The organism is Streptomyces sp. NPDC046203, from assembly GCF_040646255.1.
Lineage (GTDB): Bacteria > Actinomycetota > Actinomycetes > Streptomycetales > Streptomycetaceae > Streptomyces.
Map to the genome: position 1 here is coordinate 46,504 of NZ_JBEYZX010000002.1, position 14,823 is coordinate 61,326.

Consider the following 14,823-nt stretch of genomic DNA (forward strand, 5'->3'; position numbering starts at 1 on the left):
AGGCCGATCGATGAGCCCGGCTCATCGAAGCATGAGGGATTGGCCGTTGTTCCGACAGGTCGCGGCGGATTGGCTGAACTCATGGCACAGACAGAGCAATCCACCGCGACCGCCGGCACCGACACGGACACCGCCGACGTCACCGTCACCGTCACCGCGAGCGTCGCGAGTCCCCGAACTGGCGGCTGGCTCGCCGTCGTCGCCGTCGCCGGTGCGACGTTCACCGTGGTCACGTCCGAGATGCTGCCGGTGGGACTGCTGACGCCCCTCGCCCGGGACCTGCGCGTGTCGGAGGGGACGGCCGGTCTGACCCTGACCCTCACGGGCCTGGTCGCCGCGGTGTCCGCGCCGCTGCTCACTCCGGCGCTCGCCCGCTTCGCCCGCCGCCCGGTGCTGTGCGCCCTGATGGCGGTGCTGGGCGCCGGCAACCTGCTGGCCGCCTGGTCCCCGTACTTCGCGGTCATGCTGTCGGCCCGGGTCCTGGTCGGCGTCGGCATGGGCGGGGTGTGGGCCCTGGCGGCCGGTCTCGCCGTACGGCTGGTCCCGGGGCGATCCGTCGGCCCGGCCACCTCGCTGATCTTCAGCGGGATCGCGGTGGCCTCGGTGCTCGGCGTTCCGGCGGGCACCTACCTCGGCGAACTCGCCGGCTGGCGCATGTCGTTCGTCGTCGCCGCCGGACTCGCCCTGGTGGTACTCGCCGCCCTGGCGGCGCTGTTGCCGAGGCTGCCCGCCGAGCGGGGCATCCGGCTCGGCGGCGTGCTGCGGCTCGCGGGCGAGCCGAGGGTGGCGACCGGGCTCGGCGTGGTGGCGCTCCTGGTCACCGGCCACTTCGCCGCCTACACCTATGTACGGCCGGTCCTCGAAGAGCTCTCGGGCGCGAGTGCGGCCACCATCGGCACACTGCTGCTGGTGTACGGCGTCGCGGGCGTGGCCGGCAACTTCCTTTCGGGCGCCGTCGCTTCGTGTTCCCCGCGCGGTGCGCTCCTGGCGATCTGTCCGGTGCTGGCCGCGACGGTCTGCCTGATGCCGGCGGTCGGCGGGTCGGCCGTCACGGCGGCGGTCCTGCTCGCGGTCTGGGGACTGTCGTACGGCGGGGTCTCCGTCGCCACCCAGAGCTGGCTGCTCGCGGCGGCTCCCGAGGCGCGCGAGGCCGCGTCCGCGCTGTTCGTCGGCGTATTCAACGGATCGATCGCGCTGGGCGCGTTCGCCGGCGGCCGTGCGGCGGACGGGTTCGGCGTCGAGGCCGTCATGTACCTGGGCGCGGTCCTCGCCGCCGGAGCCCTGGCGGCGACGGCCCTGGGCCGCGCACCCGCCGGCGACACCCGGTGATCTGCCGGCCGCCGCCCGTTGGCCGGAGGGTGGTCGGGATACGGCGGCTCGCGCGGTCACCGGCGGTCCGGTCACCGGCCGTCCGGCCACCGCCCGAGCCGGCCGGGGCGGCGGTCCGGGCACCGGCTGTTCACCTGCGGTGTGCCCGGAGACCTCCTGTCGATCGGCCGGCGGTCGCCCTGCTCGGGGGTAATGCGTTTCTACGACGATCAGACCGCGTGCCGAGCGGCGCCCCGCAGTCCGGCATGCCGAGCCGAGCCGTGCCGTCCGCCGAGCCGCGCCGGCCACCAGGAGGACGTGTGCCACCCGCAGCCGAGTCCCAGGCCGAGGCTGATTCCCGGACACCCGGGGTACCCGGAACACACGGGGCGTCCCAGCCGTCGGGACCCTCAGGGACGCACGGCTCGCCGGGGCCGTCCCGGCCCCGGCCTCGGCTCCGGGCGGCGGCCGGCGCGGCACTGCTCACCGGAGTGCTCTTCTGCCTGGCCGGCCGGCTCGCCGGCAGCTATCCGTTCGGCACCCGCACCCGCAACATCGTCGACCTGGGCCAGCAGTATCTGCCGTTCCACGCCTACTGGCGCGAGCTCCTCCTCGGCCGGACCCATGGCGACCTGTTCCTGAACTGGTCGTCGGGGTTCGGCACCAACTTCCTGGGCGACTTCGGTACGTACCTCGGCAGCCCCTTCGACCTGCTCGTCGTCCTCTTCCCGGCCGGCCGCCCCGAACTCGCCCTGTACACCGTCACCGCACTCAAGATCGCCACGGCGGGCGCGGCGATGGCCGCCCTGCTGCTCACCCTGCGGCGCGGCCCGTGGCCGGTCGCCGCGATCCTCGGCACCGCGTACGCGCTGTCCGGCTGGACCTTCAACTACGGCGCCACCGTGCCGATGTGGCTCGACGGGCTCGTCGCCTTCCCGCTGCTGTGCCTGGTGGGGGAGTGGGCGCGCCGGGGGCGCCGTCCGCTCCTCGGGCCGCTGGTCGTCGCGCTCGCGTGGTTCGCCAACTTCTACACCGCGTACATGGCCACGATCGGCGCCGCCGTCGTCCTCCTCGTCCGGCTGCTCACGGCCGACGACACCGGCCGCGACCTCCGCCCCGGCACCCGGCCGGAAGGTTCCCCGGACCCTTCACCCGCCGCAGCCGCAGCCGCCGGCGTCGTCACCCCGCGCCCCAGCCCCAGCTCCAGCTCCAGCTCCAGCCCCAGCCACCGCCCGCGCCCCGGCCCCCGGCTCACCGCGCTGCTGCGCGCCGCCCGTACCGTCGCCCTCGGCATCGGGCTGGCCGCCCCGCTCGTCGTCGTCATCTACCTCGGCACCAAGGCCGCCGCCCCGACCCCGCCGACCCCCTTCGTCGCGGCCGCATGGGCCGATGTCGCCGCCCGCTTCCTGCCGGCCACCGCGAGCGTGGCCACGCCGGCCCTGTTCATCGGCACACCCGCCCTCGCGCTCGCCCTCACGCTGCCCTTCAACGGCACGGTCGCCGGTCGCGTCCGGGCCGGCTGGATCACGGCGATCGCGCTGGTCACCCTCTCCCTCCAGTGGGAGCCGACGCATCTGCTCTGGCACGCGGGCACCTCGCCGAACGGCATTCCGTACCGTCAGACCTTCGTCCTGTGCGGACTGCTGCTGATGGCCGCCTGGCTGTCCGTGGCCGGCGGCGTACCCCGGACGCGCGCGCTGCTCGGCGGCGCCGGCGCGCTCGGCCTCCTCGCGTGGGCCGCCGAGGGCACCGTCGACATCGACCGCTGGACCTACCCGGCCGCCGCCGGCGCCGCGGTCCTCGGCGCGCTCGCCGCCGCAGTCGCCCTGCTCGCCAGGGCCCGTCGCCCCGCCGGCCGGCTGCTGCCCGTCGTGGCCGTCGTCCTGCTGCTCGCCGCGCAGGCGGGGGAGGCCCTGGTCACCGGCAAGCGCATCGAGGAACAGCAGGTCAGCGAGGTCTCCTGGGCGCCCAGGGTCGGGCCCTGGCACACCGACATGGCCCGCGCCGTCGCCCGGAAGGACGACTGGCCCCGCCACCGCACCGACCCCGGCGAAGTCCCGGGCGGCAACGACGTCCTGCTGGTCGGCGGCGAGGGCGCCGACTACTACAGCAGCCTCACCTCCGATACATACTCACGCACCCTCGCCGGACTCGGCTTCGGCTCCTACGCCAAGGGCCGCCACCCGGTGAGCCTCGACAACCCCGTCACCGACGCGATCTTCTCCATTGGCACCCGGATGCGCTCCACGCCCGAGGGCCCGCTCGCGCTCGACCGGCTGCCCAAGGCCGCGATCACCGTCACCGACACCCCCGTACCGCTGCTCGTCACCGTCCACCCGAGCGCCCCGCCCCCGGGACCGGCCTCGTCCCCGGGACCGGAGGGGAGCGCGGACTCCGCCTTCGCCCGCCAGGAGCGGATGCTCGGACACACGGTGTACGAGGTGCCGGCCGCTCCACGCCGTACCGCGCCCCCTGGCCGTACCGTCACCCCTAGCCGTACCGCCACCGCCACCGTCCCGACCACCGCCCTCACCGCGAGCTGCCCGGCCGGTTCGGAGGTCTGGTTCTGGGCCCCCGAGTTCCAGGGCACGGCCACCCTCGCGGGCGGCGGCGGGCCCGTGCCGTTCGCCGGAAAGCCGCCCTCGGTCCTCGCGCCCATGCAGCGGCTCGGTACGGTGCCCGGCTCCACGGCCGTACGGATCGAACTGCGGCCCGAGCTGAAGTCCGGTCCGGCCGGCTCCGTCCCCAAGCTGCCCGCGCGACCGATCGGTTGTCTGGACCGGCAGCGGCTCCAGAGCGCCGTACGCGACCTGACCGCCACCGGCGCCACCGCCGTCCGCGCGACCGGCCACACCCTCACCGCCGACCTGCCCGCGGGCAGCACCGGCACGGCGGTCCTCGCCGTCCCCCGCATCCGAGGCTGGCGCTGCGCCGCCGGCGACGCGCCCCTGAAGCCCGCGCACAGCCGCCTCGGCCTTCTCGCCGTCCCCCTCGACGGCCGGGCCACCTCCGTGACCTGCTCCTTCCGCCCACCCGGCATGAAACTCGGCGGCGCCGTCGGCGCGGCGGCCCTCCTCGGCCTCCTCACCACCGCCCTGCTCCACCGCCGAAGGCGCCTGAGCGACCCGAGCGCCCAAACCACCCCGAGTACCCCGAGCGCCCCAAGCCGCCCACCCGCCACATGACGGGAGTTCGCCGCCCGCGCGCGTCCGTCCCGTCCGACGGAGCGAACCCCCGCCCCCGTCTGCCCGCCCCGTCTGCCCGACCCCCGTACCGATCCACGAGTTGGTGAGTCAGAGTGCCGAAACTGTCCGTCGTCGTGCCCTTCCACAATGTCGGGCCCTACGCCCCCGACACCCTGCGCAGTCTCGCCGACAACGCGGACGACGACACCGAGTTCCTGCTGATCGACGACCACTCCACCGACGAGACGCCGGACCTCCTCGACCGCTGGAAGAGCCGCATCCCCCAGGCCACCGTCATCCGCCACGCGACCAACCTCGGCGTCGCCCAGGCGCGCAACACCGGCATCGACGCGGCCACCGGCGACTACCTCACCTTCCTCGACGGCGACGACTGGTACGCCCCCGGCCACTTGCGCGCCATGGTGACCGGAATCCACCGTCTGGGCTGCGAGTTCGCCCGCACCGATCATGTCCTGGCGACCGGCCGCGACCGACAGATCCGCTACGCGCCGGCGAAGGAACGCGACACCGTCATGGACCCCCGGGACGGCATCGCGCCGTCCTCGATGGTGACGATGGTGGACTATCCGTTCGTGCCGTTCGGCATCTACCGCGCCTCGCTCTTCCGGGACGGGGCCGGACGCTTCGAGACGGCGCTGCGCACCGCCGAGGACCGGCTCTGGATCTGGCGCCTCCACCTCGCCGCCACCAGCTACGCGGCGCTCTCCCTGCACGGCGTCTTCTACCGGCGCGGTGTCACCACCTCGCTCACCCAGATCTCCGACCACCGCCAGCTGGACTTCATCCCGTCCTACGACCTGCTGATCGACGAGGTCTCCCGGGACCGCGAGGCCGACCGCTTCCTGCCCAAGGCCGTCCGCACGTACTGCGCGATGATCGCCTTCCACCTGGCGAAGGCCGACCAGTACGAGACCGCCGTGGCCAAGCGGCTGCGCCGCGATGTCACCGACGCGCTGCGCCGGATGCCGCAGCCGGTCCTCGACGAGACCCTCGCGACCATGGACACCACCCGCAGCGCCCTCCTGAGGAGCCTGCGCGACACCGGAAAGGCCGCCTGACCCATGGCCCCCACCACCCGGCCCGGCTCCCCTCGGCCCGACACCTCCGACACCGGCTCCCCCCGCCACGACGCCCGCAGCGCATCACCCGCCGAGCCCCGCCGCGTCCAGATCTTCCAGGTGTCCACTCTCTACGGCGCCGCCACCGTGGCCGCCGCCCTCGACGCCGGGCTGTTCGGCGCCCCCGGCGAGGCCCGCCGCCTGCTGCTCGTCTCGAACAACGCCGAGATCCCCGAGACGGCCGTCCGCCTGGAGACGATGACCGGCTACGAGCGGATCGCGACCCGCTTCGACGAGGTCCTCGACTGGAACGAGACCATCCGCCCGCACCACCCCGGCACCTGGTCGCCCCGCCCCGAGGAGGCCCCGCTCTGGCAGCGGGTGCTGCGTACGGCCTGGGACCTCGCCGCCGCCCCGGTCGAGCTGGTCGTCGAGTCCATCCAGGTCAACCCGGCCCGGGCGCTCGCCACCGTGTTCGCCGAGAGCCCCGTCCACGTCTACGCCGACGGCCTGATGAGCTACGGTCCGACCCGCGACGAGCTGTCCCACTCGATCGCCTGTCGCCTCCGCCGGGTGCTCCACCTGGACCTCGTGCCGGGCCTGGTGCCGCTGCTCCTCACCGAGTACGGCGTCGGCGCCGAGCTGGTCCCCGACGACGCCTTCCGCGCCGTGCTGCGCGAGATCGCGGCGGCGTCGGAGGACTCGGCGGAGAACGCCGCCCTCACCGCCGCCGTCGCCACCGCGCCCACCGCGCTGCTCCTCGGCCAGTACCTCGCCGCCCTCGGCATCCTCACCGCCGAGGAAGAGGAGGACCTGCACGTACGGATGGTGCGCGGCGCGGCCAGGGCCGGGCACCGCTCGATCGTCTTCAAGCCGCACCCCACGGCACCGGCGAGCCAGACGGCGGCCCTGCACGAGGAGGCGGACCGCGCGGGCGTCACCCTCACCGTCCTGGACGGTCCGCTGCTCGCCGAGACCTTCTACGCCCGCTGCCGGCCCCGTCTCGTCGTCGGCTGCTTCTCCACGGCGATGATCACCGCCGCCGTGTACTTCGGCGTGCCCATCGCGCGCGTGGGCACCGGCACGGTGCTCGCCCGGCTCACCCCGTACGAGAACAGCAACCGCGTCCCGCTGACGATCGTCGACCATCTGGTGACCGATCTGGAGAGCGGCACCGAGCCCACCGTCCCGGACGGCGCGCCCGCGAGCCTCGCGCCGCTGCTGCGCGCCGTGGGCTACTGCATGCGCCCGGCCACGCACCCGGGGCTGCGGCCCGAGGCCGTCCGTTACGTGGCCGGGCACCCCGGCGAGCCGCACTTCCCGTCCGAACGGCTCGCCGAACTCGCCCTGCCCCTCCCGGCCCGCACCTGAGGGAGACGAGAGGAGCGAGAGGAGGAAGAGCGCGGGGACGACCGGCCGGCAGGAGTGGACGCGGAGACGACCGGCCGGAAGAGCGAGCGCGGGGGCCCCGGGTACCTGGGAGACCCGGGGCCCCGGAGGTCCCGGAGGTCCCGGTGGACCGGCCGGGTCAGAGCACTCGCGGCGGGTCCGCCTCCCCGTCCTCCGACTGTACGAGGGTGAAGACCGCTCCCTCGGGGTCGGCCACCAGGACCGGCCGCCCCGCCGTGCCCTCGCGCGGCGGGCGCAGCACCTGCCCGCCCAGTTCGGCGACCAGCCGGGCCGCCGCGTCCACGTCGCCGACCTCGAAGTACGTCATCCAGTGCGCGCCCCGGTCCCGGGGCAGCCCCGTGCCGACCCCGTGCAGGGCGGCGACGGGCCGGCCGTCGAGGCGCAGGGTCACGTAGTCGTGGCCGGCGGAGACGAGCGGTTCGGCCTCGTAGGCGAAGACGGACCGGTAGAACTTGGCGACCGAGCCTGTCTCGTACGTCAGCAGTTCGTTCCAGACCGGTGTTCCGGCCGGTCCGGCCTTCGCCGTGCCGAGATGGGCCTTCGCCTGCCACAGACCGAAGACGGCGCCCGCCGGGTCCGCGCAGATGGCCATCCGCCCGGCGTCGCCCGCCTCCAGCGGGCCGACCGCGACCGTGCCGCCGCAGCAGCGGATGGTCTCCGCCGAATCGCCCGCGTCGTCCGTGGCCAGATAGGTGGTCCAGGCGACGGGCAGATGCCGGTCCGGCGGCAGCTGGCCGATCCCGGCGACCTCCCGTCCGTCGAGCAGTGCGCGCACATACGGGCCGAGCTGCTGGGGGCCCGGCTCGAATTCCCAGCCGAACAGCGTGGCGTAGAACTCCTGCGTCGCGTCAAGTCCATGCACCATCAAACTCACCCAACAGGGTGTGCCGGGTGTCCGCCGAGTCGCCTCGGTCATCGTCACTCTCTCCTCGCCAGTGGCCGTACGAGGTGAATTCCGGCGGGCCGTACGGGGCCGCGCCGCGGCGGGCCCTTGCCCGCCGTCCGCCCGTCCTACACCTGCGACCGTTCCCGGGTGTCCCGTCGGGCACCCTTCGTGTCCCGCGACGATCGTCGCACCACGCGGCACACGGCGCGCTCAGCCCACGCCCCGGCCGGGCGGCGAGTTCGCGCGAACGGCCCGTGGCCCCGGGCCGCGAAGGCCGTACCAAGCTCTGTACGAAGCCCCCGTACGAAGCCCCCGTACGAAGCCTCCGTACGAAGTCCCTCTGCGAAGCGTCTGTACGTCGCCCCCGCGTCCCGACGCGGACGCGCGGAATCCCGGAATCCCCAAGGGGCCGTGTTCAGGGCGCGGGCTGCGCGAGGATGGCACCCATGAAGCCCATCATCTCCGTAAGCGAACTCGTGAGCGAGTCGGCTGGGGCGACGCCCCCGGTCCTGCTGGACGTCCGCTGGAGCCTCGGCGGCCCGCCCGGGCGGCCCGAGTACGAGATCGGACATCTGCCCGGCGCCGTCTACGTGGACCTGGACGCCGAGCTGGCGAGCCCGCCCGGGAAGGGCGGCCGGCACCCGCTGCCGGACCCGGACGCCTTCGGCGCCGCGATGCGCCGCGCGGGCGTGTCGGCGCGGACCCCGGTCGTCGTCTACGACGGCGGGCTCGGCTGGGCCGCGGCCCGCGCCTGGTGGCTGCTGCGCTGGGCGGGTCACCCGAACGTGCGGGTCCTCGACGGCGGTCTCGCCGCCTGGACGGGTGAGCTGTCGCGCGACACGCCGGATCCCGCGCCGGGCGACTTCGTACCGGAGCCGGGCGCCCTCGGACTGCTCGACGCGGACGGCGCGGCCGCCCTGGCCCGGGCGGGTCTGCTCCTGGACGCCCGGGCCGCCGAGCGCTACCGGGGCGACGTGGAGCCGATCGACCGGGTCGGCGGCCACATCCCGGGCGCGGTGAGCGCCCCGACGACCGAGAACGTCGGACCGGACGGCCGTTTCCTCCCGGCCGACGCCCTGACGGCGCGGTTCGCCGCACTCGGCGCCAAGGAGGCTTCCGAGGTGGCGGTCTACTGCGGTTCGGGCGTCTCCGGCGCCCACGAGGTCCTGGCGCTCGCCGTCGCGGGGATCCCCGCCGCGCTCTACGCCGGCTCCTGGTCCGAATGGTCGGCCGACCCGGCCCGCCCGGTCGCGACGGGCCCGGACCCCGAGTAGCGGACCCTTCCGGCCACGGCCACGGTCGTGCGTGCGCCCGCTGACGACGGGTCATGTACGGCCCAAGGCCCGGGCGGCGACACGAGCGCCGACCGAGCGCCGACCTCCGGCTGCACCGCACGACGAAGGGGCCCGCTGCCGTCACCCGGCAGCGGGCCCCTCCGCCACGCGATGACCCGCTCACGCGGACACATGTACGCCGACGTACGCGCGCGTCACTCCTGCTTCTTGCGCCGGGTGCCGAACACGATCTCGTCCCAGCTCGGGACCGCCGCGCGGCGGCCGGGCCGCACGCCGTCGGCCTCGGCCTGACGGTCGGTGGTGCCGGTGAGCCGGTCGCGGTGACCCGAGACGGCGCGCGGCATCAGCACGTCGGCGTAGGCCGCGCCCGCTCCGGCGGAGGCGGCGGGGGCCGGCGGTTCCTCGACGTCGGCCTCGGTCTCCTCGGCGGAATCCGAAGTGGCCGGTTCCGGTACGACCATGTCGCCGCGGAAGCTCGGCACGGCCTCCAGGAGGCTGGTCAGCGAGTCGCGTTCCTCCTCCGGCTCGGGAGCCGGGGCGGGCGTGCGCTCCGACGGGCGGTCGAGCGTGCGGTCCAGCGGCCGGTCCCGGGGCAGCCGGGCGATCCGCGGCACGAACGGGAAGCTCGGCTCGGGCGCGGCGGCCAGGGTGTCGTCGGTCTCGCCGATCAGCGCCCGCGCCTCGTCGTCGACGGCCTGGACGAGCCGCCGCGGCGGGTCGTACGTCCAGCTCGCCGTGTGCACCTCGCCCGCGACCCGGTAGACGAGCAGCACTTCCCATGTGCCGTCGTCCCGGCGCCAGGAGTCCCACCGCACGGTGTCCTTCTCGGCACCGCGCAGCAACAGGCGTTCCTGTACCGCCTCGCCGAGCTGGGGGCCGGTGTTCTCGCCCGGCCTGCGGACGGGGGTCTTGCGGGCCCGCTCCGCCATGAAGGCGCGTTCCGCGAGGACGGGGCCCTCGAAGCGCCGTACCCGCTCGACGGGGATGCCCGCGAGCTGTGCGACCTCCTCGGCGGAGGCACCGGCACGTATCCGCGCCTGGATGTCACGGGGGCGGAGGTGGCTCTCGACCTCGATCTCGATCTGGCCGAGCCGCGCACGGTCGTTGCGTACGGCGGCGCGCAGCCGCTCGTCGATCGGAAGGGTGTACTCCGTGCTGTCCGCAGCCTTCAGCACCAGTCGTGTGCCGTCGTTCGAGACGGCCACGACACGCAGTTCGGGCATGGGAACCTCCCGGGTGGTGCCTGCCGACGTCACGTGCGTCGCTGCTTCCGCTAGTCGAGTGTGGCCTGCCCGGGTGCAGCCTGCCACAACCCTGCCGATTCGCCCGGCGTGTCGGGCCTGGACCCTGGAACGCCGTATGACACGGTTACCCGTTTCGCGACCCAGAGTGACAGGATGCCACGCCGAGTCACGGGTGTGCGTGCGGTGCCCGCGGCGCCGCCGGTTCGAGTGCCACCTTCGGCCCCCTTTCCGTCGTTTCCGGACACCCGTGAGGGGTCCGGACCCAGGGCTCGTCACAGTACTCCATTCGGACCACCAGGGTGGACCGGCGCGCCGCCCGAGTTCTCGGGTGTCACGGGAGTCGAGTTTCGGGGGTTTCGGGCCCTGCGTGTCGCTCTTCACAGAACCGGCGGAAGCGGAACTATTCGCTCCTCCTATTTGTCCCTTCTGGGTGCATGGTCGAACGGATGAACAAGCAGGGGTCGGAGATGCGTGAGACGCCGAACACCGGCACAGAGCCCGAGAGTACGGAGAACGACCAGGGGGAGGGGCGGGAACGGAAGAAGAGGTTCGACCTGAGCGTCCCCCAGGTCGCGGGCAGCGCCTTCGCCGCTGTGCTCGCCGCCAAGCTGGCCTCCACTCTCGGGGTCTACGGGACCATCATCGGCGCGGGCGTGATCAGCGTCGTCGCCACCTGTGGCGGCCCGGTCCTCCAGCACGTCTTCAAGCGCACCGGCGAGCAGATGCGCAGGCCCCGGCCGGCTGCCGACCCGCTCTCGGCTCCGGGCCCGGCGCCTGCGGCAACCCCGACCTCGACCCTGACCTCGACCCCCATCCCGGCCCCGACCTCCACCCCGACAGCGGTCCTGGTCCCGCCCTCGCTTCCGGATCCGGCGGCCACCGCCCCGTACGGGCATATGCCCGACGAGGAGTTCGGGACCCCCACCACGCACGGCACCCGGATGCGCGGCTGGAAGCGGCCCGCGCTCGGCGCCGCCGCCGTCTTCGCCCTCGCGATGGGCGGCATCACCACGTACGAACTGACCTCCGGTCAGGACCTCGGCGGCACCAAGGGCCGTACGACCTTCGGCTCCGTGGTCCGGGGCGACGGCGGAGCCCGGGACGGCCACGGAAGCGAGAACGGCGGAAGCGGCGGAAACGACGGAAGCGGGGAGCCCGGCGGGAGCGGCCAGAGCGACGGTACGGGCCCGCGGGACCAGAACGGTCAGGGTGGCGCCGGGCAGGACCAGCCGTCCCCGAGCGGCACCCCGGGCACCGGCACCCCCACGCCCGCCCCGGACCGGAACACCGGTACGCCCGCCCCGGGCGACACCACCGGCACCGGCACCGGAACTCCCTCGCCCGCCCCGGACGGCGGCACCACCCCCGGCTCCGGCTCCGACCCCGCGCCCACCGCACCGGCGGAGCCGGGCGGCCTCACCCCCACCTCCGCGCCGCCGGCCCCGGCATCCGTGAACCCCGAGGCGCCGAACGGGGAGTAAGGGAGAAGCCGTAGGGGACAAGGGGGCAGGGGTACGGGGCGCGGGGGCGTCAGTCGCCCAGGACCCGTCGCAGATAGTCGTTGCCGAAGAGGCGGTCCGGGTCGAGACGGTCCCGCAGCGCCGTGAACTCGGCGAAGCGCGGATACAGCTCCGCGAAGGCGGCCGCGTCCCGGGTGTGCACCTTCCCCCAGTGCGGCCGGCCGCCGTACGCGGTCATGAGCCGCTCCACCGCCGTGAAGTACGCGTGGTGCGGCGTCCCCTGATACAAGTGCACCGCGATGTAGGCGGTGTCCCGGCCCGAGGCCGTGGACAGGGTGATGTCGTCGGCGGGCGCCGTCCGTACCTCCACCGGGAAGCTCACCTTCAGCGGCGAGCGTTCGATCATCGCCTTCAGTTCGCGCAGCGCTGGCATCACGACCGCGCGCGGCAGCGCGTACTCCATCTCCAGGAAGCGCACCCGGCGCGGCGAGGTGAACACCTTGTAGGGGATGTCGGTGTACGTACGGGCCGAGAGGGCCCGGCTGGACAGGCGGGCCAGCGACGGGATCACCGGCGGTACGGCACGGCCCAGGGAACAGGCGGCCTGGAAGACCCCGTTGGACAGGAACTCGTCCTCGAACCAGCCGGCGAAGCGCCCGACCGGAGCGGCGGGGCCCGCGCTGCGGTTGTTGCGCTTGGTGTTGCAGTTGTCCGTGTGAGGGAACCAGTAGAACTCGAAGTGCTCGTTCTCCGCGTGCAGCGCGTCGAACTCCGCGCTCACCCGATCGAAGGACATGGGTTCCTCGCGGGCGGTGAGCAGGAAGACCGGCTCCACGGCGAAGGTGAGGGCCGTGACCACGCCGAGGGCGCCCAGACCGACCCGGGCGGCGGCGAAGATCTCGGGGTTCTCGCTCTTCGAGCAGGTCGTCAGGCGTCCGTCGGCGGTGACCAGTTCGAGCGCGCGTATCTGCGCGGCGAGGGAGGCCGAGTCGCGGCCGGTGCCGTGGGTGCCGGTGGCGGTGGCCCCGGCCACCGTCTGCTCCATGATGTCGCCCATGTTCGCGAGCGACAGGCCCTCCCGGGCCAGCGCCACGTTGAGCCGCTTGAGCGGGGTGCCGGACTCCACGGTCACGGTCATCGACTCGCGGTCGATCCGGCGGATGCCGGTGAGCAGTCCGGGCCGGATCAGGACGCCGTCGGTCTGCGCGATCGACGTGAAGGAGTGGCCGGTGCCGACCGTCTTGACCTGTAGTCCGTCCTCGGCCGCCCGCCGTACGGCCTCGGCGACCTCCTCGGCACTGGCGGGACTCACCTCCCGGACGGGCCGGGAGGTGACGTTGCCCGCCCAGTTACGCCACGGGCCGCCCGCCGTCCCGGCGCTCCCCGGCCCCCGCGTGCCCACCGTGCCCGGCCCGCTCGTCCCGTCCGGCCGGCTCGTCCCGCCCGGACCGCTCGCTCCGTACGGCCTGTCCGCCCTGCCCGGCCTGCTCGCCCTGCCCGGCCTGCTCGCCCTGCCCGGCCTGCTCGCCCTGCCCGGCCTGCTCGCCCTGCCCGGCCTGTCCGTCCCGCTCACCCGGCTGCCCCTCCCGCGTCGGCGTCACCGGCCTGCGCAGCCGGCGGTGGCCCAGGAGCGCCACCACGACCGCGAGCGCGCCCGACACCACGGGCACCACGTACCCCGACTTCGCCCCGGACGCGTCGACCACCCAGCCGGCGGCCGACGAGCCGAGCGCCACACCGACCGCGAGGCCGGTGCCCGTCCAGGTCATGCCCTCGGTCAGCTTGGAACGCGGTACGTGCGCTTCGACGAGGGCCATCGTGGTGACCATCGTCGGTGCGATGGACAGACCCGCGACAAAGAGCGCCACGGCCAGCAACGGCAGGCTCCCGGCCAGTAGGAGGGGGATCATACTCACGGCCATCGCGACGACCCCGACAAGCCAGCGCACCGACGGCTCGCCCTTGAGATGGAGCAGGCCGAAGACCACGCCGGCGGCGCACGAACCCAGCGCGTAGACGGCGAGGACCAGGCTGGCCGCGGCCTTGCTGCCCCGCTCCTCGGCGAAGGCGACGGTCACCACGTCCACGGCGCCGAAGACCGCGCCCGTGGCCACGAAGGCGAGGGTGAGGATCTGCAGTCCCGGCGAGCGCAGCGCGGAGCCGCCGGTGGTCGTGCCGCGCGGGTGGGGCACCGGTTCGGTGGCGGCCTGCGCGGTCAGCCAGAAGACGCCGACGGCGAGGAAGGCGCCCGCGAGCAGCGGGCCGGCCTCGGGGAACCAGGTGGTGGACAGGCCGATGGAGATGATCGGGCCGAAGATGAAGCACACCTCGTCGACGATCGACTCCCACGAGTACGCGGTGTGCAGCCGCCGGGCGTCGCCCTGGTAGACGTCCGCCCAGCGGGCCCGGACCATCGAGCCGAGGCTCGGCACACAGCCGACGCACGCCGTGAACACGAACAGCGTCCAGTCCGGCGTCTCGTACTGGACGCAGAGCAGCAGCCCCGCGGCGGCGGCGAGCGCGATCAGCGCCGCCGGGCGCAGGACCCGCCGCTGCCCGTGCCGGTCGACGAGCCGGGAGACCCACGGGCCGAGCGCGGCGGCGGACATGGCGAGGGTGGCGGAGAGCGCGCCGGCCAGCCCGTACCGCCCGGTGACCTGGGAGATCATGGTCACGATGCCGATGCCCATCATGGACAGCGGCATACGCCCGAGGAAGCCGGCGGCGGAGAACGACGCGGTGCCGGGGGCCGCGAAGATCGCGCGATAGGGACTGGGCAAGGTGGACTCCGGGCTCGGGCGGCCAGCCGCGTACGCAAGTGCCGGACCGGTCGCACGCTGCCCGAGCGGGCCGGGGGCACGCCAGGGGCGCGTGGGGGCATGGCCGGGACACGGGCGGGCGAGAGTGTGGCCCGGCACCTGTAGTTAACTGCTAAAGCTTACGGTCTTGAAGTCAT

Annotated in this window: 10 protein-coding genes; 6 read left to right on the forward strand and 4 right to left on the reverse strand. The window is 74.2% G+C overall.

Going from position 1 to position 14,823, the window contains the following annotated elements; genetic code table 11:
• Positions 1 to 81 precede the first annotated feature (81 nt).
• The 4 genes from ABZ990_RS02035 to ABZ990_RS02050 all read left to right on the forward strand — a co-directional run bounded on the left by ABZ990_RS02035 (position 82) and on the right by ABZ990_RS02050 (position 6,943).
• Entirely contained in the window at positions 82 to 1,329 is a 1,248-nt protein-coding gene (locus ABZ990_RS02035) for an MFS transporter (RefSeq protein WP_361223801.1), read from the forward strand.
• Between the two features lie 470 nt (positions 1,330 to 1,799).
• Entirely contained in the window at positions 1,800 to 4,493 is a 2,694-nt protein-coding gene (locus ABZ990_RS02040; RefSeq protein WP_361223803.1) for a YfhO family protein, read from the forward strand.
• 113 nt (positions 4,494 to 4,606) lie between these two features.
• Positions 4,607 to 5,572 (forward strand): glycosyltransferase family 2 protein, encoded by a 966-nt coding sequence (locus ABZ990_RS02045; RefSeq protein ID WP_361223806.1) that lies wholly within the window; start codon positions 4,607 to 4,609, stop codon positions 5,570 to 5,572.
• 3 nt (positions 5,573 to 5,575) lie between these two features.
• Positions 5,576 to 6,943, forward strand: coding sequence for a polysialyltransferase family glycosyltransferase (locus ABZ990_RS02050; protein WP_361223808.1), 1,368 nt, complete (start codon positions 5,576 to 5,578; stop codon positions 6,941 to 6,943).
• A 157-nt stretch (positions 6,944 to 7,100) separates the two neighbouring features.
• Here ABZ990_RS02050 and ABZ990_RS02055 read toward each other — a convergent pair whose 3' ends face one another.
• Positions 7,101 to 7,898 carry a VOC family protein gene (locus ABZ990_RS02055; protein WP_361223811.1) on the reverse strand — a complete coding sequence of 266 codons (798 nt, stop codon included), beginning with the start codon at positions 7,896 to 7,898 and terminating at the stop codon, positions 7,101 to 7,103.
• Between the two features lie 416 nt (positions 7,899 to 8,314).
• Here ABZ990_RS02055 and ABZ990_RS02060 point away from each other — a divergent pair, with 416 nt between their 5' ends.
• A complete protein-coding gene (locus ABZ990_RS02060; protein ID WP_361223814.1) occupies positions 8,315 to 9,142 on the forward strand; it encodes a sulfurtransferase in 828 nt (275 codons plus the stop codon).
• 215 nt (positions 9,143 to 9,357) lie between these two features.
• On the opposite strand, the gene sepH is transcribed toward ABZ990_RS02060, so the two are convergent.
• A complete protein-coding gene (sepH, locus tag ABZ990_RS02065) occupies positions 9,358 to 10,419 on the reverse strand; it encodes a septation protein SepH (protein WP_361223816.1) in 1,062 nt (353 codons plus the stop codon).
• A gap of 434 nt (positions 10,420 to 10,853) precedes the next feature.
• Here sepH and ABZ990_RS02070 point away from each other — a divergent pair, with 434 nt between their 5' ends.
• Positions 10,854 to 11,888, forward strand: a complete 1,035-nt coding sequence (locus ABZ990_RS02070) for a hypothetical protein (protein WP_361223819.1) — start codon at positions 10,854 to 10,856, stop codon at positions 11,886 to 11,888.
• Between the two features lie 49 nt (positions 11,889 to 11,937).
• Here the strand turns inward: ABZ990_RS02070 and ABZ990_RS02075 are convergent, their stop codons facing one another.
• Together ABZ990_RS02075 and ABZ990_RS02080 are read right to left on the reverse strand one after the other, a co-directional pair.
• Positions 11,938 to 13,269, reverse strand: coding sequence for a D-arabinono-1,4-lactone oxidase (locus ABZ990_RS02075; RefSeq protein ID WP_361223822.1), 1,332 nt, complete (start codon positions 13,267 to 13,269; stop codon positions 11,938 to 11,940).
• The gene (locus tag ABZ990_RS02080; RefSeq protein ID WP_361223825.1) at positions 13,217 to 14,647 is read right to left on the reverse strand and encodes an MFS transporter; all 1,431 of its coding nucleotides are present in this window, start codon (positions 14,645 to 14,647) and stop codon (positions 13,217 to 13,219) included. Before ABZ990_RS02080 ends, ABZ990_RS02075 begins: the two co-directional genes overlap by 53 nt.
• Positions 14,648 to 14,823 lie beyond the last annotated feature (176 nt).

Excerpts from the sequence above, each read along its gene's own strand:
- ABZ990_RS02035 (WP_361223801.1), top strand. The coding sequence starts at position 82 with ATGGCACAGACAGAGCAATCCACCGCGACCGCCGGCACCGACACGGAC.
- ABZ990_RS02050 (WP_361223808.1), top strand. The coding sequence starts at position 5,576 with ATGGCCCCCACCACCCGGCCCGGCTCCCCTCGGCCCGACACCTCCGAC.
- ABZ990_RS02055 (WP_361223811.1), bottom strand. The coding sequence starts at position 7,898 with ATGACCGAGGCGACTCGGCGGACACCCGGCACACCCTGTTGGGTGAGT.
- ABZ990_RS02060 (WP_361223814.1), top strand. The coding sequence starts at position 8,315 with ATGAAGCCCATCATCTCCGTAAGCGAACTCGTGAGCGAGTCGGCTGGG.
- ABZ990_RS02070 (WP_361223819.1), top strand. The coding sequence starts at position 10,854 with ATGAACAAGCAGGGGTCGGAGATGCGTGAGACGCCGAACACCGGCACA.